The sequence below is a fragment of the Psychroserpens citreus genome (assembly GCF_055686305.1).
In genome coordinates this window covers 895,917-916,640 of sequence record NZ_CM145999.1, presented here as the reverse complement: position 1 = coordinate 916,640, position 20,724 = coordinate 895,917, and the positions used below count along the sequence as shown (strand labels likewise).

Below are 20,724 nucleotides of genomic sequence, written 5' to 3'. Positions count from 1 at the left end.
CTCTACCTATAACTAGATTGTCTTTTCTTCTCGTTAAGAAAACAATTATTCATCGTTATAGTCTTCATTTTTTATAAAATGAAAAAGTGGTTTATAATAAGTATAAATACTATTTTAAACCGCTATGAAGAAGCTTTACATTTTATTTATCTTATTTTCCTACATTTCATTTGCTCAAGATTTAAATATGCAAGATGGATCATTCGTAAGATGTGCTCCAGATAAGTTTTTTGATTCAGGAGGTGCAGGAGGAGCCTATGGAAGTGACGAAAATTTTGTAACCACAATTTGTGCACAAAATGCAGGGGAGTTTATCATCTTAGATTTTACAGCATTTAGTACACAACTTAACGCAGATGTCTTAACAATTTATGATGGAGATGATACAACAGCTCCAGTAATAGGTACTTACTCAGGGGTTGCTGGTCCAGGATTGGTTATTGCATCAGACACTAATACTAGTGGCTGTATTACTGTACAGTTCGTGTCAGATTCTGCTGGAACTACTACTGGATGGGAAGCCGATATTATTTGTGCTGTTCCTTGCCAAACCATTACACCTTCAATTACAACTGTCCCTGTAGCAAATACAGGAGGTGTTGTACAGGTTAATGTTGGTCAGCAGGTCGATTTTACAGGCAGCGCTACATTTTCTGATGATGGTACTGGAGCAACATATGATTGGAGTTTTGGTGATTTTAATTCAGATACTGGACAAACAGTTTCAAATACTTATGCAAACCCGGGAACATATACAGTTACTTTAACCGTTACAGATGCCAACCCAGTTGGTTGTGATGAAATTGCTCAAGTTACAGTTTTTGTGGTTGGAGAAAATATTGTAGTCGACCAAACTACATTTACGGTTGAAGAACTTGTTCAGGATGTTCTAATTGACAGTCCTTGTGCTTCTGTTAGTAATATTACTTTTTCAACGGGAACTAATTTTGGAGATGATAATGGGATTGGTTATTTCATTAATGATGGTTCTATTTTTCCATTTACTGATGGAGTTCTTTTAACTTCTGGTGATGCAAGTAGAGCAAGAGGTCCTAATGATAATGCATTGAGTGATGGTGCATGGCCAGGTGATCCAGAATTGGATGCAGTAGTTGGGATTAATTCTAATAATGCATCTATTATTCAATTTGATTTTGTGCCATTAGCAGATAGTATCAGTTTTGACTTCTTGATGGCTTCTGAAGAGTATAATGGAAACACAGGTGGTACTTTTGAATGTACATTCTCTGATGCTTTTGCATTCTTACTTACAGATTCTGCTGGTACTACTACTAATTTAGCTGTTTTACCTGGGACAAATACACCAATTCTTGTTACTAATATTCATCCTGAAAATCCAGGATGTCCAGCTATTAATGAACAGTATTTTGGTGGCTATACAGATACAGTTCCAGGAGATAATTCACCACCAATGAGTTTTGATGGTCGTACAACAGTATTTACAGCCTCATCACCTGTTATCCCTGGAGATACGTACACAATTAAACTGGTAATTGCTGATGCTTCTGATAATGCTTTAGATTCAGGAGTTTTCATTGAGGCAGGAAGTTTTAATCTAGGCGGTGACTTAGGAGATGATATTACTATAGCTGCGGGTACTGCTGAATGCGGAGGAGAAATTATTACGCTAAATACTAATGCACCTACAGCTAATCATGTTTGGTATAAAGATGGAATTGAAATTGCTGGCGAAACATCATCAACGCTCGACGTTACTGAAGCTGGTGTATATAGTGTAGATGTTGTTTTTTCTGGAAATTGCCAAGCCACTGATTCGGTGATTGTCGAATTTAAACCAAATGCAGTAGCAAATACACCTCCAGATTTGTCGATTTGTAGCTTTTCTGGAGTAGGAGATTTTATACTTACTGATAATGATGATGATATTCTTGGAGCCCAAGACCCAGGAGATTTTCTAATCTCATATCATCTTACCGAGCAAGATGCAATGGATAATGTAAACCCGTTGGCAAGCCCGTATACTAATATTTCTAACCCTCAAACAGTTTATGCCCGAATTTCAGATAATACTCAGGAATGTTATGCAACTACTATGTTTGACCTTGTATTTACGAACTTAAATATCAACACATCGGTAACTCCTTTAGATGAATGTGATGATAACAATGACGGATTTGCAATGTTTACATTAACAGATAGAAATCTTGAAGTTATTGACACTCTTGACCCTAGTACTGTTACAGTGTCTTATCATGAAACACAAGCTGATGCAGATATTGGAGCAAACCCTTTACCAATACCTTACACTAATAGTATTCCTAATTTGCAAACGGTATTTGTTAGAGTTGAGGCAAATGGTGTCCCAGATTGTTACAATACAACGACTTTAGATTTAATTGTAAATCCAACTCCTATTCCTAATTTGCCTTCGGCTTTGGAAGTTTGTGATGATGATAATGATGGTTTTGCAACATTTAATTTAACGTTGAAAGATTTAGAAATTATAGGACCGCAAACTAATATGACGGTAACCTACCATGAAACACAATCTGATGCAGATACAGGAAGTAATGCGCTTGCAAGTCCGTATAGTAATATTTCCCCTAATACACAGACAGTTGTTGCGAGGTTGGAAGATGCCAATTCTGGATGTTACGATACTATTGAATTAGTATTAATTGTTAACCCTTTACCTACTGTAGGAACGATTTCTAATTACGAATTATGTGATTATAATTTACCAGGTGATGAAACTGAAATTTTTGACTTATTTTCTAAAAATGTAGAAGTCATAAATGGACAAGTTGGAGTTTCTGTGTCATATCATGAAACTCAAGCTGATGCCGAAACAGGATTAAATCCACTTCCGCCTTTATATAATAATACGAGCACACCTCAAACTATATATGTTAATGTTACTAATACGACAAGCAACTGTACAAATGTTGGTAGTTTCGATTTAATTGTGAATCCATTACCTGCATTAGTAGCCCCAACGTCTTTAGAGGTTTGTGATGATGGGACTCCAGATGGAATAACGAGTATAGATTTAACGTTAAAGAATGTAGAGGTTACGGGGAATAATCCAAATTATTCGGTGAGTTATCATTTAGATCAGTTTGATGCAGATAATAATTTAAATCCTTTACCGATACCTTATACAAATACAGTCAATGGGCAAATAGTAGTTGTACGTGTTCAAGATATAAATACGGGTTGTTATGATACTACAACATTAGAGCTTATAGTTGAGCAGGCACCAATAGCCAATACTCCGACTGCATTGGAATATTGTGATCCAGACAGTGATGGCTTTGGTGTATTTGATTTAACGAGCAAGGATATAGAGATTACTGGAGGAGATCCAAGTTTAACGGTGAGTTACCATGAGACTATGGCCGATGCTGATAATGATGTGAATCCACTAGTGAGTCCATATAACAATATCGTAGAGGATCAGCAAACGGTTTATGTACGTGTGGAGAGTTCAACCATAGCGACAGATTGCGCTACTATAGTAGAACTTATATTGATAGTCAACCCAACGCCACAGTTAGGGGCAGGTCCAAGTCCATTAGAGATTTGTGATGATTTATCGGCAGATGGTTTTGGACAATTTGATTTAACGAGTAAGGAGGCAGAGATTCTACAGAATTTATCAGATCCAACCTTATATACGGTTACCTATTATGAGACAGAGCTCAATGCAGACACAGGGTCTAATGCAATTTTAAATCCAGCGAATTACACAAATACAACTGCGTTTAATCAAACGATATGGATACGTGTAGAGGATAATGCGACAGGTTGTTATAAGTTAACGACCTTAGAGTTAATAGTTAATGCATTACCAGTATTGTTGCAACCAAGTCCATTAGAGTTATGTGATGATAATAATCCAGGCGACGAGATGGAGTCTTTCATGTTGGAAGATGCTACAGATGAGATATTAAACGGTCAAACAGGGATTAGTTTAACCTATTATGAGACACAGGCAGATGCTGATGCAGGGACGAACCCAATTTCAAGTCCTTATACAAATATTGTGAACCCACAAACGATATTTGTAAGAGCAACCAATGATGTTACAGGCTGTTTTGTAAGCACTACAGCGAGCATATTACTTAGAGTAAATCCAATACCATCACCAACAGCTCCGATGGATTTAGAGGTTTGTGATGAGGACAATGATGGTTTTGCAAGTTTTGATTTAGAGGAACGAACATTAGAGGTTATAGGAGGAGAATTGGACACAGCGGTGACTTATCATGAGACTCAGGCAGATGCAGAGAGTGGCGATAATGCGTTATCAAGTCCGTACACGAATATAGTAGAGACCGAGCAAACGATTTACATCAGACTGACCAATACGGTTACAGGTTGTTATAATGCCACAGCGACCTTAACGATTCGCGTATTAGAATCACCAGAGGTTCCAGTAGATATAGAAGACTATGTAATTTGTGATACAAATGCAGATGGTATCGCTCAGTTTGATTTGAGTATAAAAGATGCAGAGATTTTAGGAGGTCAATCGGATGTGACATTAACTTATCATGTAACCCAGGCAGATGCCGAAACAGGCAACAATCCAATAGCTAATGTTGGGAACTATACTAATACGAGTAATCCACAAACGATTTATGTGCGATTGGAGAGTGTAGTCAATGGTTGTGTAGATACAGGGGAATTTGAGATTCGAGTAGAGCTTCCACCAGTAGGAGTACAACCAAGTCCATTAGAGTTATGTGATGATGAGATAGCCGATGAGATTACGGTATTTGATTTGAGTGTAAAGGATAATGAAATCACAGGAGGTGAGGCAAGTTGGAGTGTGAGTTATTATGAGACACAGGCAGATGCTGATGCGCAGATGAATGCTGTAGATGCAGAGAGTTATACCAATACTTCAGTAGGAGGAGCGCCAGCAAACCCACAAACACTTTATGTAGTAGTTACCGATACCGATACAGGTTGTACTGATCAGGTTACTTTGACAATACGAGTGCTTCCAAACCCAACCCCAACAACGGTATTACCAGAGCTTATCCTTTGTGATGATATCAATCCAGGGGATATGGAAGAGGTATTTGATTTAACGACCAATGAAGTTTTATTACTTAATGGCGAAGTAGGAGTTACACCGACCTATCATGAGACAGAGGAAGATGCAGAAGATGGTGTTAATGCGATAGCTGACCCAACGATGTATACCAATACTAGTACACCACAGGAGATTTATGTACGTGTGACTAATGATATTACAGGATGTTATACGATAGTAAGCTTTACCCTTATTGTTAATCCGTTACCGGATGTTGTTGCAGTTACAGATTTTATAGCCTGTGAGCTTAATAATGATGGGTTCTATGATTTTGATTTAACGATGAAGGATGCTGAAGTACTAAATGGTCAAGATCCAGCGTTATTTACAGTAAGCTATCATGCTACTCAGGCAGATGCTGATGATTTAATGAATGCACTAGTGAGTCCATATACGAATGTAACTAACCCACAACAGATTTTTGTGGCTATTACTAATAATGATACAGGCTGTTCAATAAGTACACCGAGCTTTAATGTAGAGGTTCAAGAGGCAGCAGAGGCTAATAGTGATATGGAGGCTATTGTTTATGAGATTTGTGATGATCAGATGGATGATGATAATGATCCGACCAATAATAGTGCACAGTTTGATTTGACGACACAGAATGATTTTATACTTGATGGACAAGATCCAGCGAATTATATAGTGAGTTATTATGCGAGTGAGGCGGATGCAGAGTTAGGAGTTAACCCATTACCATTTTTGTATGAGAACTTAGTGAATCCTCAAGTAATATGGGCACGAGTTGATAATGACACTCCAGATGGAGCGGGTATGGATACATCGATATGTTATGCAGTGGCATCATTGACCTTACAGGTTAATCCATTGCCAGTGTTTGATTTAGAGGACAGTTATATTCTGTGTGTGGATACTAATGGGACAGAGGTGTTAAATGACTTGATCTTAGATACAGGATTGAGTACACCAACTTATAGTTTTACCTGGTTTTTAAATGGAACAGAGATCACAGGAGCTACCCAGGGGAGTTATATGCCGAGTGAAGGCGGAACTTATAGTGTGACTGTAGTTGATGTGAGTAGTTCACCAAATACGATGTGTGAGAGTAGTGATAGTACGGAGGTGATAGAGAGTGATCCACCAGAGGTGACAGCTACGGTAACTACAGATGCTTTTGCAGATACACATGTGATAGAGGTTAGTGTAGAAGGTGTTGGTGATTATGAGTATAGTTTAGATGATGGGCCGTGGCAGGATGAGAATATTTTTGTAGATGTATCTATAGGAGATCATGTGGTAACTGCTCGAGATAAGAATGGATGTGGAGAGGCAAGTGATACAGTCACAGTGATGGATTATCCAAAATTCTTTACTCCAAATGGAGATGGCTATCATGATACATGGAACATTAGCGCAATAAATAGTCAACCAAGCGCAAAAATTTATATATTTGACAGATATGGAAAGTTACTCAAACAACTTAGTCCAACAGGAGCAGGTTGGGATGGAACCTATCAAGGGAATCTAATGCCAACGAGCGACTACTGGTTTGTAGTAGAGTATAATGAACCTAATACTGGCGACCGTAAAGAATTTAAAGCCCATTTTACCCTGAAAAGATAAAAATCGTATGAATCTAAAAAAGTATTGTTTAATTGCTAGTGTAGCATTATTTTCATTTATTGGGACTGCCCAAGAGGGATTACCCATCTATGCTGATTATTTAACAGATAACTATTATCTCATTCACCCGTCAATGGCAGGTGTTGCTAATTGTGCTAAAGTGCGTTTGACTGCTCGAGCTCAATGGTTTGGACAAGACGAAGCACCTAACCTTCAAACCTTAAGTGTAAATGGTAGAATTGGAGATACTCCTTCTGCTGTAGGTGCCATTGTATATAATGATAAGAATGGGTATCATTCGCAAACTGGTGCATATTTAACATATGCACATCATTTAATGTTCTCTCGAAATGAGATTGATTTAAATATGTTGTCCTTTGGTTTAAGTGCAGGATTGATTCAATATAAATTGGATGAAACGGAATTTTTAGCAGATGGATTTGACCCTATCATTGCTGGTGTAGAGCAAAGTGCTACTAATTTTAATGTTGACGTTGGATTTTCATATCACTTAATCGATTTCTATGCTCATGCTACAGTAAAAAATGTATTAAGCAACGAGGGTATTAATTTCAATGAACAAGGATTGAGTTATGATAATTTAAGAACTTACATTTTTTCGGCAGGAAATACGTTTAGCAAATACAATAGTGATTGGAGTTTTGAACCTTCAATCATGTTTATGTATAGAGATGCCACTGAAGAAGCATCGATAGATATTAATGCTAAAGCTTATAAGGTCATGGACTTTGGGAAACTTTGGGGTGGATTATCTTATCGCAGAAGTTTAGATGGTGCCGAGTTTCAAGATGGAGCTGGTGTAAGTAGTCAAAAGCTACAATATTTTACGCCATTTGTAGGAGTTGATTATAATAACTTTGTATTTGCATACACATACTCTTACCAAGCTAATTCTGTAGTTTTTAATAACGGAGGTTTTCACCAGATAACCTTAGGTTATAATTTCAACTGTAGACGAGAAAAGTACGAGTGTAATTGTCCAGCGATTAACTAAAAATAGATTACTTATATTATAAAAAAAGTCTCGATATTATCGAGACTTTTTTGCATTAGTGATGGAGGTATTGTTGGAGCTCTCCAGTTAAGACTGGAAGCGACTACCGAGAGCACGACCCATATCAAATTAGTGAGAATTTGATGTGGGTAATGCCCAACTCCACTTAACCATTATTGGGTTAGTCCTCATCATTTATTTTACCAGTTATATTTCTTTTCTTTGGCTTGCGTCTTTATAGCTTTTATCATGGCATTTTCCAAACCATTGGAGTCATTTTGTTTTTGTGTTTGAATATGTTGTCTACGCTTTTCATTTAAGTCTTGAATTTCCTTTTGGATAGATGCTCGCTCTTGACGCTTTTTAGCGACATAAGCTTTAATTTCGGATGTTGATTTTCCTTTTAACTCTTTTGGGAGTTGTTCTTTTTTTAGGTTTTTATATGAAAAGCTTTCTTCTTGTTCAGCATCAACTAAATCCCATGTAGAGTTCATATACAAATGTGAACTTTTGCTTACCGTACGACTTACAGCATTTGCTTGACTATACCCTAATGCATTTATATCTTGTTCAGCCTGAAGTTCCATTTTTTTATGTCCTGCACTACCAAATGCTACATAAGTATTATTTAATTTTTCGTTTAGTTTGAGAATTTGGTTATCATAAGGTGTTGCCACATAAATAGTTTCTTGATTATGATTTATTGCCATATAGTCGCCATGTGCTAAATCGGCACCATCTTTCCAATATGAAGCAATTCCTTGATTATAATCACCGCAAAAAATGGTATTGATGGTAACATCATTTTTATGAGCTAGTTCTGCTGCATCTTGATAACTAATCTTTCCTTGGGTAAATGGTTCATTTCCTGCAATAAAAATTAGTTTTAAGTCGTTTTCATTTTGTCCCCATTTTAACTGCTTTAAAGAGGTTTGAATAACATGACCGCAATATTCATTTCCACCGTTGGTAGTCAATGAAAAAAGTTCTTTAGAAATTTCATCGAGATCATTACTAAATGCTAAAATTTGTCTTATGTAACCTTCATCACTACTTAGATTATCATTACCATATTCGTATAAAGCAATTTCTAGATTTGGTTTTTTATCACCACACTTGGCATATGATAATTCGTTAACGATGTCCCATAATTGTGCTTTAGCTTGATCGATAAGACCATCCATGCTATTGCTAGTATCTAGTAATAAGGCAACTTTAATAAATTGTTTATCTGTGCGATGAGACTCTACTTTAGTATTAGCAAATGCTAAGGCTTTTGTTTCTTTCTTCTCTCTGGCGTTGCATGATAAGGTGCTTATCACACAAAAAATAATGGCGAATGTTTTGACTATTGTTTTCATTTCATACTATTTTTTAATCTGTTTGTAATGCTTTGATGTCTAATGTTCCATTTGGAGATACGACATAATATTTATGTTTTGTTTCAGTTTTAACTATAGGTTCTTGTTTAGCTTCTTCAGGTTTTGGCGAGTACTGTAGTCTTATGTTCATTCCTATTTGTACAACAGGTTCTAGAATAGATGGGTTAACAACCACATCATAGTTTTCGTAGGATAAAGGTTGATAGTAATAGCTAGTTTGTTTTTTTGCAGTAGTTACCCCTTTTTTCTTTGTTATGGCTTCAAACGAAATACTATTAAAGGCTTGATAGCTTTGATAAAAATCTTTTGGGAAATAGCAGTATTGATCGTCAGCAATCGCAACATTATAATTAGCCAAATCAAATCCCAGAACTTTGTAATAGGTTTTCTTTTCTTCGATGAGTTTTAAAAGTTGTGTTTGGAGGTTTTTATACACTTCAGCAATATTCTCGATGTAATAATCTACTTTAACCAGATTGTATATTTCGCTTTTGGCACAAGCGGTTAAAATGGACTCAAATTGACTGGTTTTTTCAAATTGGATATGTAGATTTTGTTGAAGCTCAAATCCATTTGGAACTTCAGTATAGGTTTTACTAAAGAGTTTTTTCTGTATTTCAATTTCATAATTTGGTACAAACGAGATAACATCAACTGCAAAATGTTCTTCCCCAATTCCATCAGATTTTAACTGACTTTTAATTTTGTTAATTCGTTGATTGATAAGAAGGGTTGTACTATCTGCGGTAGGTCCAATTTGAGAGACATTAAAGATTGCGGTATAAGTTGTTGCGTCTACGTTTTGTAATGCTTTTACATCTACAAAAACATGAGTGCTTGGAGTTAATACTTTGTTGACTTGTTGGTGAATTGTAGGGTTATATATCGCGGCATTACCAGAGTGTAAAATGTTCTGTCTGGAGATTTGATCATAATTACCTTTGTGTTGGGCATGCATGCCATAGATACATGTAAAAGCTAATAATAAGCTAAGGGTTTGATTTCTCATTTGTTACGATTGTTTTTTGATTAACACTGTAAATCTATGGTCAACTTTTTTGTATTAAAAATGAGAATGAGCGAATGGTGATGATGAATGAGTGAATGCGATTATTAAATGAGTGAGCTGTGGTTTTTAGGAGGTTAAATTATATGACTTTCGAAATACTCATTTTATTTACTCAATTAAAGTGTGTAAGTTTATTCCATTCAATTTTTAATAATGAAACAATTAGTTATATATAGCCTTTTAATTTTGATGCTTTTTCCCTTCGGAAATGTAAGTGCTCAAGAACGTGAAGATTCGGTTCAAAAAGTTAGAACGGCTACCTTATTTACTATTAGAGGTTCGGTTAGAGAAAGTGACACCTACAAACCTATATCTAAAGTAAATATCGAAGTTAATGGAGGTGCTTATACAAGAACTGATTTGGATGGAACCTTTATTATACAAGCACGACAAGGAGATGAATTGGTTATAAGACATAAAGATTTTGAAACCGTGTATTACACTATAGAAAGTGACGAAAGAATATCGGTTGAAGTAGAGCCAGCGAAAGTTAGAGCGCAAGAGGAAACCAAATTTAAAAAGGATATTAAGGTATTTAATGCACTAATAGATTCGGTAACAAAACACAAAAAAACGGATGTTGATAAGAGTATATCTTTTGTTGGTGAGGCCTTATCTCAAAGTAGTTCTCAAAAGCAAAACGCTGAAGCTTATTTAGTTCTTGCCGAAGTTTACATGTATTGGAAGCAGTATGATTTGGCAGTTACCAATTACAGGATGAGTCTTCAAAATATTGAGACTAACGAAGCTAAATTAGGTTTAGCTAAAGCTTATGGTCTCAATAAAAATTATCAAGAAAGCATTGAAACTTACAAAGCAATAGACGAAAAAACACTTAGTAACTATCAGCGTGTAGCCTTACATGAGGGTCTTGGAGATACCTATTTTAGTATCAAGAATTATGCAGCTTCTATTGCATCTTATAAGGAAGGTTTATCTATTGCAAATAAGCATTTGATTAAACCGAAAATTGTAGACCTCAATTCAAAAATTGCTCAAGGCTATAATTCGAGCGGTAAGGTAGAAAAAGCCGAAAGTTTCTTTTTAAACTCATTAGACTTAGCTGAAAAAGAAACCAAAAAACGAGCTTTAGAAGAGAAGGTGACGGTTGCCGATTTTCGAAACACCAATCGTAATTATGAAGAGGAAATTCAACTGAGAAAAGAGATAGTAGAAGATGTAAAAGAGGTTCAGAAAGATTCGGTTATTGTAAATGAAAGCCCGTTAACACTTCAAAAGCAAAACTATAAAATTGGGAATGCTTATTTTCTACAGAAAGATTATGCCAATGCCATTCCATACTTAGAAAAAAGTATTGAAGAAGCCGATGCTAATGAAGATTTAGTGGTTAAAAAAGATGCGACAAAAAAATTATCTGATGTGTTTGCGGATGCTGGTGAGTATGAAAAAGCTAAAATTGCATTTGAAGATTACAAGAATGTAGTTGATGAGCTTTACATAAAACGAGAACAAGAACTGTCACGTGCTGATCAATTTAGGAGAAATATTATCCAACAGCAAAATCGTATTACAAGCTTAGAAAGTGATCGTGAACTCACCTCAAGTTTAGCCAATGAGCGTCATAAGAATCAACAACTAATTATCTATTCTTTGATTACAGGATTGATTTTATTGTTGATTACCGCTTTTTTTATGTTCAAATATATCAAGCAACAACGTTTGGCTAACAATTTATTGGCACTCAAATCATTGCGTAGTCAAATGAATCCTCATTTTATTTTTAACGCGTTAAACTCAGTGAATAGTTTTATAGCGAGTAATGATGAACGCACAGCAAATAAATATTTATCAGATTTTTCGCATTTAATGCGAGCTGTATTAGAGAATAGTGAAGAAGATTTTATTCCCTTAGAAAAGGAGATTGCCTTACTAGATTTGTATACCAAGTTGGAACATTTCAGATTTCAAGATAAATTTGATTATACCATTGCAGTTGATGACGATGTTAAAGTAGCTGAATATCAGATTCCTCCAATGTTATTGCAGCCTTATATTGAAAATGCAGTGTGGCATGGCTTACGTTACAAAACTGAAAAAGGTCATTTATATATTAAAATTGCTAAGAAAAGTAATACAGAAATTACCATTACCGTTGCTGATGATGGAATTGGACGTATACGCTCAAAAGACTTGAAAACGGCCAATCAGCAAAAGCAAAAATCAAAAGGAATGGGCAATATTAAAAAGCGAGTTGCGATACTTAACAATATGTATAAGGATAAAGTGGATGTATCTATCGCTGATTTTCAAGATGCAGAAGACACAGGAACTAAAGTCGTTGTAACCTTAAAAAAAGACTAAATGAAATTAAGATCTATAATTGTTGAAGACGAAGAAACTAGTAGACAAATTCTAAAGAATTATCTCTATAAATATTGTCCTAATGTAGAAGTATTAGGAGAGGCTGCAAACATTGAAGAGGCTTTAGTATTGATTCGAAATACCGAGCTAGATTTGGTGTTCTTAGATGTGGAGATGCCTTACGGAAACGCATTTGATTTATTAGATAAGGTTGGTGATGTGAATTTTGAAACGGTGTTTGTAACGGCGTACAACCATTATGCGATTGATGCGTTAAATGCACATGCATCATATTATTTGATGAAACCAATTTCTATAGATGAACTTATTAAGGCTGTTGATTATGTTACTGAAATAAAGTCGAAAGAAGACGCCTTACAGGATCAGGTTTTAGTTCCAAAAACGAGCGCAGTTAATGGTAAGATTACGATACCACAACAGGATGGATTTGAAGTTTTAGAAACGGCAAATATTTTATATTGCAAGGCCGATGATAACTATACCGAAATTTATCTCAACACTAACAAAAAGAAATTAGTAAGTAAGACCTTAAAATATTTTGAAGAAGCTTTACGTGACAGTAATTTTGCTAGAGTTCATAAAAGTTACCTAGTTAATGTTAATGAGGTTAAAAAATATGTAAAAGGTAAAGGAGGAAGTGTGGTTCTAAGCAATGGGAAACAGATTATGGTATCTGCTTCAAAAAAGTCGGATTTGTTATCTTATTTTAAGTGAAAACTATTTTTACCACTTTGTGTTTTGTGACTTTTATAAATCTGAGTTCTAGTCAAGACATTATCGCTACATATGTGTACGAAAAAGAACTAGAAGGAAGAAATTCAATAAAAGAATATACAACATGGTACTTTTCTCGATTAGATAGTTTAGTTCTCTATAAAGATGGAACGTTTTATCGAAATGTAAAGATGAAATTTAACGAAACAATTCAAACTCAATATAATGGAAAATGGAGAAAAGAGAATAGAATATTAACGTTATATAATCTAAAAATTAATAATGAAGAGAAACTTGATGATAGAAAAGAATTTAGATTTAAGATTAAACGAAAAAAAATAATTCCTTTATCTGCAAACAGAAAAGATTCGAATAAAATGTCTAGATTGCTTTAATATTTAATTTAAAATTTATGCCAATCATAAAACCAGTAAAAGGAAATTACCCACAGCTACCTGAGGATTGTTTTATTGCAGAAAATGCCACAATTATTGGAGACGTCACTGTTGGAAACAATTGTAGTATCTGGTATAATGCTGTTATAAGGGGAGATGTTCATTTTATTAAAATAGGCAATAAAGTTAATGTGCAAGATGGAGCTGTAATTCATGCAACTTATCAAAAATCACCAACGACCATCGGGAATAATGTATCCATAGGGCATAATGCAATAGTTCATGGTTGTACCATTCATGATAATGTGCTTGTTGGAATGGGTAGTATTGTAATGGATGATTGTGTAGTTGAAAGTAACAGTATTATTGCTGCAGGAGCAGTACTTACAAAAAACACCGTTGTCGAGTCAGGAAGCATCTATGCAGGAGTACCAGCAAAAAAGGTAAAAGATATTAGTCAAGAGTTAATTTCTGGTGAAATTAATCGAATTGCTGATAACTATGTTAAATATTCCAGTTGGTTGAAGGAATAATTACTTGCGATTAAAAATCTAGAAATTTAACCTCGTAAGTATGATCTAAAATAGCATCTAAGATGGTCGTATTTCCATTGGAATAAAATAGATGATCTGTAGTAGTACTTGCAGTATTAGATAGCTTGTTTTGATTTAGAATCGATTTTGTTTGTTTAGCTACAGCGAGTCCAGAATCAATAATTTTTACATGAGCAGGTAGCATATTATTCAGCAAAGGAATGAGATAAGGATAGTGTGTACAACCCAAAACCAAATAATCTATATTAGCTTTAAGCATAGGTTTTAAATACATACTTAGCAAGTCTTTCATTTCTTCACTTTCGACCTGTCCTTGTTCTATTAATGGAACAATACCTTCACCTACTTTTTCGATAACAGTAATACCATCACTATATAAATCTGTTGTTTTATGAAAGAGTTTACTACTCAAAGTTCCTTTAGTTGCTAGAATGCCAACCGCTTTTGTTTGTGTACGTAATGCAGCTGGTTTGATGGCAGGTTCTATTCCTATAAAAGGGATCTTATATGTTGCTCGTAAATAGGATATAGCATTCGTAGTAGCAGTGTTACATGCAACAACAATAAGTTTACAGTTTTTTTCTAATAACAGTTCTGTATTTTTTATACATAAAGCAATAATCTCATCACCAGATTTATTACCATAAGGTGCGTTTTTACTATCGGCTAAATAAATGGTACTCTCGTGTGGTAATAGAGCACAAATCTCCTTGAAGATTGATGTGCCTCCAATACCAGAATCAAAAAGACCTATAGGTTGCTTACTCATTATTACAAAAATAAAAAAGCCACTTATTAAAAGTGGCTTCTTATCGATTTATTTAAGTATTCTTTCTTAGAATCCTAATTCTTTTTTTACATCTGCTAAAAGGTCTTTCCCAGTTGCTACAATGACACCACCACCTTGTGTAGAATCTAATACGTATTGGAAACCTTGATCTGCAGCAACTTTAGTAATTGCAGCTTTAGCCTTCTCAAAAATAGGCTTTAATAAGGCAGCTTCTTTTTTACCTAAATCTTCTTGAGCTCCAGCTTGGTACTCACGAATACTTTGTTCCATTTGCTGAACTTCTTGTGCACGTTTTGTGTTCTCTTCTTCAGTCTTAGTATCAACTTCTGCTCTATATTGCTTTACTTTATTTTGAAGTTCAGTAACCATGGTTTTGTAATCTGCATCATACGTCTTAGAGAGCTTTTCAATTTCTGCTTGAGCAGCTTTCATCTCTGGCATTGACTGTACCAACTCAGTCGTGTTAATATGAGCAACTTTACTTTGTGCTGTTGCAAGGCTTGTAGTACCTACAAATAGTATAGCTGCTAATAAAAGGGTTTTTAAATGTTTCATTTTTAAATTTGTTACGTGTTATAATTATTGTTTTTAGTTATCGTCATTAGGAACGGAGTCATTTTCTTTCTTTTGTGCTTCACGTTCTTCCTTAGCTTTTTTTCTTGCGTCTAATATTTTCTTTTTTCGATCTTCAAGTGCTTTTTTTCTTGCTTCACGGTCTTTAATTTTTTGTTGTTTCTTTTCTTCTGCTAGTTGCGCTGGAGTTTTAGTTCCAGTTGCCGCTTTAGCAGTTGATGAATCTGTTTTTCTAGCATTTCCACCTTTTTCTGTTGGAGGTGATTTGGCACCTTTAGCGCTATTTACACTATCTCTCGCAGCTTTAGCTTTAGCTCTATCATCTAATATTTTTTGACGCTTTGCAGCTGCAGCGGCTTTCAATGAATCTCTGCGTTTTAATTGAGCAGCTTGACGTTCAGCAATCTGTGCCTCACGAGCAGATTTTTTATCTTCTATTGCTTTTTGACGCTCATCTAATTCCTTATTTACCACAGGAACGACATCTTCTTTTTCTGCTTGTTTACGTTCGGCTCTAGATTTTGCTTGTGTTCGTTTTGATGATCGTGTAATACTTCTAATCACTAATTCACTTAAATCAAAACGTTCAGCAGAAAATAGCATCACAACATCGGCAGATTTATCAAAAATAAAATCATATTTTTTTCCACTCGCTATTTCTTGAACAGCAGCAAAAATTTGATCTTGAATTGGTTGAATCAACTGTTGCTTTTGAATCATTAAATCACCATTAGGTCCAAATCGTTTTTGTTGATAATCAAGTATTTCAGCTTCTTCAAATGAAATATCTTCTAGACGTTCTTCATACAACTCTTTGGTTAATAAGACACTTTCACTGTTTAATTGTTTCTTTTTAGAGTCAATTTCAGTTAGTCGTTGCTCGATTTCAGTTTTCCACTGTTGTACCTTGCCTTCTAATTGTGAAGAGGCTTGCTGGTATTCAGGAATATTTTGTAAAATATATTCTGTATCAATATAACCTATTCTTACACCACGTTGGGCATTAGATACAAAGCTCATTAGACTTATGATGGTCACTAAAAAAAGAACTTTACTTTTCATCTGTAATATTTTTGATTTATGATAACTTCTATAAACTTCAAACAACAGACTCAAATTACGATTCTGTCTTTTTTGTGTTTAGTTTTTCAAATTAACGAAATATATTTAGAAAAATTTCAACACATAGATTAAATCGTCGTATTGTTAATAGAAAATATCGTGCCAAAATTAAAATTGCTGTCCAATTATAAAGTGCGTTTCTAATCCATTTCTCACTGTTTGACCAGGAAGTGCATCAAATCCATAACCAAAATCTATACCTAATAAACCAAAGGCTGGCATAAAAATACGTATACCTGCTCCTGCCGATCTGTTTAGTGTAAAAGGGTTGTAATCTCTAAATTTATCATAAGATCCACCTGCTTCAAGGAAGGTTAATCCATAAATTTTTGCTTGTGCTCCAAGTGTAATAGGGTAGCGTAATTCTAAAGAGAATTTGTTATAAATACTAGAACCATCTGTAGAGGCTCTTCCAGTAGTTTCATCTAAGTGAGTTAGCGACTGGTTGGGATATCCACGAAGCTGTATTACCTCACGACCATCTAGGGCAAAATTTCCTAAACCATCACCTCCAAGAAAAAATCGCTCAAAAGGAATGACACCTCTATCTTGGTTGTAGGCTCCTAAGAATCCAAATTCAATACTTGATTTAAACACCAATTTATCAACGATTCTAGTGTACCAATCTCCTTTAAATTTAACTTTGTAAAATTCTAGCCAGCTAAATCGCTCTTGATCTATTTCTCCAATTCTTGCACTGTTTGGATCTGTAGCTAATAATTGTTCGCGTTCTTCTTTTAAAGCACCATAATCTACATCATTAAATAATGAATAAGGTAAGGAGAACTTGGCACTTATAGAAAAACTTGATCCACCCATAGGGTAAATAGGATCTGTTCGTGTATTATTACGTGTTAAACCAACCGTATATGATAAGTTGTTAGAGTAACCATCTCCAAATGTAAATAAGCCAGTGTTGTAATTTTTTAAGTTATAGTGTTGAAACGCAACAGCTTGAGATAATTGGAAATAATCATCTGGTACTTTTAAACGTTTTGCTATACCTACTGAAATTCCAGTAATGTTAAAACGTCTGTTGCTATCACGTCGTCGAGATATTGGATCAAATAAAAATTGTCTCGTGTGCGATATAGACGTTGATAATTGTACAGGTCGTTTTCCTCCTAACCAAGGTTCGGAAAAAGAGAAACTATAGGTTTGGAAAAACTGTGATGCCTGCAAACGCAGTGCTAAACTTTGACCATCTCCAGATGGGATAGGCTTATAAGCTTCTTTCTTGAATATGTCTTTTATCGCAAAGTTGTTAAATGATAATCCTAAAGTACCAATAAAGCCACCTCCACCGTAACCACCTTGAAGTTCAATCTGACTAGAACCTCGTTCTACCACTTGGTATTCAATATCAACAGTACCATCCTGAGTATTGAAATTTTTCATGTTAGGGGTTAGTTGTTGTGCATCAAAGAATCCAAGTTGACCAAGTTCTCTAATGGTTCTTATTACATCGCTTTTACGATATAATGCTCCTGGTTTTGTTCTAAGTTCTCTATAGATAACATGATCATTAGTTTTGTCATTTCCAGAAACAGATACATCATTAAAGTATGCTGGTTTACCTTCGGAAATTCTAATTTCCATGTCTATTACATTACCTTCTGCGCTCGTTTCAACTGGGTTTATCGTCGAAAACAAATATCCACTGTCTTGATAGAGATTGGTAATATCTACCGCATCTGGTTTTGAGTTATCTGCAATACGTTTTCTCAATTCAACACCATTATACGTAGATCCTTCATTTATTTTTAATATCGAATGAAGTTGTTGGTCTGAATACACGGTATTACCAACAAAAGAGATTTTACCAAACTTGTATTGTTCACCTTCTTCAATATCAATGTAAAGCGTTACAGTTTTATCATCTTTGTATACAATTGAATCGGATAAGACTCTAGCATCACGATATCCATTTTCTTTGTAGGCATCAACAATACTAATTTTATCTTCTTCGAAATCTTCCTTAATATATTTAGAACGCTTAAGTATTCGAATTGGATTTTTTTGTTTTGTATTTTTCATGGCCTTTCTAAGTTTTTTACCTGAAAGTTTTTCATTACCATTAAAAATAATTTTGTCAATTTTTACCTTTTCACCTTTGTCGATATACACTAGCATATCAACTCTACTCTTTTCAATAGAGTCAACAACTGCTTTAGTATTTACAGTGACTTTGGTATTTAAAAATCCGTCTTTTTTGTATTTATTAGTGATGTAATTACGTGTTGTAGTCACTAAGTTTTCAGTAACTTTTACACCTTTAGCAAGATTATTATCTTTTTTTAACTGATCTACTTTACCTTTTTTTACACCTTGAATTGTCGCTTCATTCAATTCTGGTAAATCAATAAGATTGATTTCTAAATAGGCTTTATCGCCTTCAACTTTTGTTAGAAAAACATCAATGCTACTAAATAGGTTAGAATCCCATAGTTTTTTAATAGCATTACTAATTTGTTCACCTGGAATTATAATTTCTTCACCAATCTTCAACCTTGAATACGTGATAATTGTTCCAGGGTTAAAATTAGTGTCTCCAGTAATTTGAATGTCTTCAAGGATATATCTTTTGCCTTGATTAAAATCGGATTGCTGTGCAGTAACTACTGTAGAAATTGTACATAATAATACAATAAGTAGTGACTTAATATATGTTTTCAAAAGTAAATTGTTAGCTAAGTTGTTCACTTGTTTTTCCAAATCGTCGTTCTCTATTTTGATAATTAATCAAAGCTTCATAAAGGTCCTTCTTCTTAAAATCAGGCCAAAGAATGTCTGTAAAATATAATTCGGCATAAGCAATTTGCCATAATAAAAAGTTGCTTATCCTCTGTTCTCCGCTGGTTCTAATTAATAGATCAACATCTGGCAAATTATGCGTGTAAAGATGCTTATTTATAATTGATTCGTCAATACTTTCTACGGAAATTATATTATTTTTAACTTTATCTGTTAATTCTTTTATAACCTTAACAATTTCTTCTCTAGATCCATAACTCAATGCTAGAGTTAATGTCATATGTGTATTGTTTTTGGTTTTATCTATGACTTCTAATAATTCAATATGAGCTTTTTTAGGTAAATCTTTTAGATTTCCAATTGCCAATAATCGTATATTGTTATCCTGAAGTGTTTTAATCTCTTTTTTTAATGATTTTACTAGAAGTTTCATTAGTGTTTGTACTTCTAATTTTGGGCGTTTCCAGTTTTCAGTTGAAAAGGCATACAAGGTTAAGTTTTTGATGCCTATTTCTGCACTTGCTTCAACAACATCTCGTACAGATTTCGTGCCATTTTCATGACCAATAACTCTAAGCATACCTTGTTGTTTTGCCCAACGACCGTTTCCGTCCATGATGATAGCAACATGGTTAGGTAGTTTATTGATATGTATTTGGTCTTTTAAGTTCATTTAAAAATTACAATAACATGGTCTTTGTCCAAATGTATAAGTTAATGTGAAGCCGGTAAATACATACCAATCATCACTATTTGTGTTACCAAAGCTTAGATTTTCTCTAAAAGGGTCATCAGGTACGCTTCCATCCAACTCATCAGAGAACGTATATCGTGCACCAATTTCGAAACCTAAAACAAAATGTTTGGTAATATTGCTTTTTACACCTAACACAATTGGAATCCCAAAAGCCCAACTATTAGTGTTTTCAGATGTATAATTTCCATTAACATCAAAATAATAATTTGGATGTCTTGCGGTTGAAATTCCTGAATATAAGTATGGCGTAAATTTAATACCACTTTGATGTAAATCGAAATCAACAAAAGTAAATTCCATTCCTGCTGAAATCTCCAAAAGATTACTGTCAAAACTATAATCACGTTGTAAACGTCTTGGATCATCAGACTTTGAATCATATCCTTTTAAGTCTGAATACATTATCGATACTCGCCATGAGTGTCTAGGGCTACGATTCCATTTTAATAATAGTCCCAATGCCGGAGCATTTGGTGCGATATAAGTTGTTGAGCCTACATCTCCAATAAAATTACTTCCTCCTGCAAAAACACCTACTTCATAGATTTGAGAGTGGCTAGATTGCATGAAAAAAATACTCAAT

Annotated in this window: 14 protein-coding genes; 6 read left to right on the top strand and 8 right to left on the bottom strand. The window is 34.5% G+C overall.

Annotated features, from left to right (window positions below):
• Nucleotides 1-124 precede the first annotated feature (124 nt).
• On the top strand, nucleotides 125-6,673 hold the full coding sequence (locus ACTU6T_RS04165; RefSeq protein WP_460220002.1) for a choice-of-anchor L domain-containing protein: 6,549 nt from the start codon (nucleotides 125-127) through the stop codon (nucleotides 6,671-6,673).
• 7 nt (nucleotides 6,674-6,680) lie between these two features.
• On the top strand, nucleotides 6,681-7,688 hold the full coding sequence (locus ACTU6T_RS04160) for a PorP/SprF family type IX secretion system membrane protein (protein WP_460220001.1): 1,008 nt from the start codon (nucleotides 6,681-6,683) through the stop codon (nucleotides 7,686-7,688).
• Between the two features lie 200 nt (nucleotides 7,689-7,888).
• Here the strand turns inward: ACTU6T_RS04160 and ACTU6T_RS04155 are convergent, their stop codons facing one another.
• Both ACTU6T_RS04155 and ACTU6T_RS04150 read right to left on the bottom strand, forming a co-directional pair.
• The gene (locus tag ACTU6T_RS04155) at nucleotides 7,889-9,049 is read right to left on the bottom strand and encodes a VWA domain-containing protein (protein ID WP_460220000.1); all 1,161 of its coding nucleotides are present in this window, start codon (nucleotides 9,047-9,049) and stop codon (nucleotides 7,889-7,891) included.
• A 13-nt stretch (nucleotides 9,050-9,062) separates the two neighbouring features.
• A complete protein-coding gene (locus tag ACTU6T_RS04150) occupies nucleotides 9,063-10,079 on the bottom strand; it encodes an SIMPL domain-containing protein (protein WP_460219999.1) in 1,017 nt (338 codons plus the stop codon).
• A 213-nt stretch (nucleotides 10,080-10,292) separates the two neighbouring features.
• Between ACTU6T_RS04150 and ACTU6T_RS04145 the strand changes: the two genes are divergently transcribed.
• From ACTU6T_RS04145 to ACTU6T_RS04130, 4 genes are read left to right on the top strand one after another with little or no spacing between them, the layout of a single operon-like run.
• Complete coding sequence (locus tag ACTU6T_RS04145) at nucleotides 10,293-12,461, top strand: histidine kinase (RefSeq protein WP_460219998.1); 2,169 nt, start codon at nucleotides 10,293-10,295, stop codon at nucleotides 12,459-12,461.
• Complete coding sequence (locus ACTU6T_RS04140; RefSeq protein ID WP_460219997.1) at nucleotides 12,462-13,196, top strand: LytR/AlgR family response regulator transcription factor; 735 nt, start codon at nucleotides 12,462-12,464, stop codon at nucleotides 13,194-13,196.
• The gene (locus ACTU6T_RS04135; RefSeq protein WP_460219996.1) at nucleotides 13,193-13,591 is read left to right on the top strand and encodes a hypothetical protein; all 399 of its coding nucleotides are present in this window, start codon (nucleotides 13,193-13,195) and stop codon (nucleotides 13,589-13,591) included. The genes ACTU6T_RS04140 and ACTU6T_RS04135 overlap by 4 nt, the downstream gene beginning before the upstream one ends.
• Before the next feature lie 17 nt (nucleotides 13,592-13,608).
• Nucleotides 13,609-14,124 carry a gamma carbonic anhydrase family protein gene (locus ACTU6T_RS04130; RefSeq protein WP_460219995.1) on the top strand — a complete coding sequence of 172 codons (516 nt, stop codon included), beginning with the start codon at nucleotides 13,609-13,611 and terminating at the stop codon, nucleotides 14,122-14,124.
• A gap of 10 nt (nucleotides 14,125-14,134) precedes the next feature.
• Here ACTU6T_RS04130 and murI read toward each other — a convergent pair whose 3' ends face one another.
• The 6 genes from murI to porG all read right to left on the bottom strand — a co-directional run bounded on the left by murI (nucleotide 14,135) and on the right by porG (nucleotide 20,723).
• Entirely contained in the window at nucleotides 14,135-14,914 is a 780-nt protein-coding gene (gene murI, locus ACTU6T_RS04125) for a glutamate racemase (protein ID WP_460219994.1), read from the bottom strand.
• Nucleotides 14,915-14,980: 66 nt separating this feature from the next.
• Nucleotides 14,981-15,490, bottom strand: coding sequence for an OmpH/Skp family outer membrane protein (locus ACTU6T_RS04120; protein WP_460219993.1), 510 nt, complete (start codon nucleotides 15,488-15,490; stop codon nucleotides 14,981-14,983).
• Between the two features lie 33 nt (nucleotides 15,491-15,523).
• Nucleotides 15,524-16,570, bottom strand: coding sequence for an OmpH/Skp family outer membrane protein (locus ACTU6T_RS04115; RefSeq protein WP_460219992.1), 1,047 nt, complete (start codon nucleotides 16,568-16,570; stop codon nucleotides 15,524-15,526).
• Between the two features lie 168 nt (nucleotides 16,571-16,738).
• Nucleotides 16,739-19,345, bottom strand: a complete 2,607-nt coding sequence (gene bamA, locus ACTU6T_RS04110) for an outer membrane protein assembly factor BamA (protein ID WP_460219991.1) — start codon at nucleotides 19,343-19,345, stop codon at nucleotides 16,739-16,741.
• Nucleotides 19,317-20,057: an isoprenyl transferase gene (locus ACTU6T_RS04105; protein ID WP_460219990.1), complete on the bottom strand. Its 741-nt coding sequence runs from the start codon at nucleotides 20,055-20,057 to the stop codon at nucleotides 19,317-19,319. Before ACTU6T_RS04105 ends, bamA begins: the two co-directional genes overlap by 29 nt.
• The gene (porG, locus tag ACTU6T_RS04100; protein WP_460219989.1) at nucleotides 20,058-20,723 is read right to left on the bottom strand and encodes a type IX secretion system protein PorG; all 666 of its coding nucleotides are present in this window, start codon (nucleotides 20,721-20,723) and stop codon (nucleotides 20,058-20,060) included.
• Nucleotide 20,724: the final 1 nt, after the last annotated feature.

Coding starts and splice junctions, on each gene's coding strand:
- ACTU6T_RS04165 (WP_460220002.1), top strand. CDS start 125: ATGAAGAAGCTTTACATTTTATTTATCTTATTTTCCTACATTTCATTT.
- ACTU6T_RS04160 (WP_460220001.1), top strand. CDS start 6,681: ATGAATCTAAAAAAGTATTGTTTAATTGCTAGTGTAGCATTATTTTCA.
- ACTU6T_RS04155 (WP_460220000.1), bottom strand. CDS start 9,049: ATGAAAACAATAGTCAAAACATTCGCCATTATTTTTTGTGTGATAAGC.
- ACTU6T_RS04150 (WP_460219999.1), bottom strand. CDS start 10,079: ATGAGAAATCAAACCCTTAGCTTATTATTAGCTTTTACATGTATCTAT.
- ACTU6T_RS04145 (WP_460219998.1), top strand. CDS start 10,293: ATGAAACAATTAGTTATATATAGCCTTTTAATTTTGATGCTTTTTCCC.
- ACTU6T_RS04140 (WP_460219997.1), top strand. CDS start 12,462: ATGAAATTAAGATCTATAATTGTTGAAGACGAAGAAACTAGTAGACAA.
- ACTU6T_RS04130 (WP_460219995.1), top strand. CDS start 13,609: ATGCCAATCATAAAACCAGTAAAAGGAAATTACCCACAGCTACCTGAG.
- murI (WP_460219994.1), bottom strand. CDS start 14,914: ATGAGTAAGCAACCTATAGGTCTTTTTGATTCTGGTATTGGAGGCACA.
- ACTU6T_RS04120 (WP_460219993.1), bottom strand. CDS start 15,490: ATGAAACATTTAAAAACCCTTTTATTAGCAGCTATACTATTTGTAGGT.
- ACTU6T_RS04115 (WP_460219992.1), bottom strand. CDS start 16,570: ATGAAAAGTAAAGTTCTTTTTTTAGTGACCATCATAAGTCTAATGAGC.
- ACTU6T_RS04105 (WP_460219990.1), bottom strand. CDS start 20,057: ATGAACTTAAAAGACCAAATACATATCAATAAACTACCTAACCATGTT.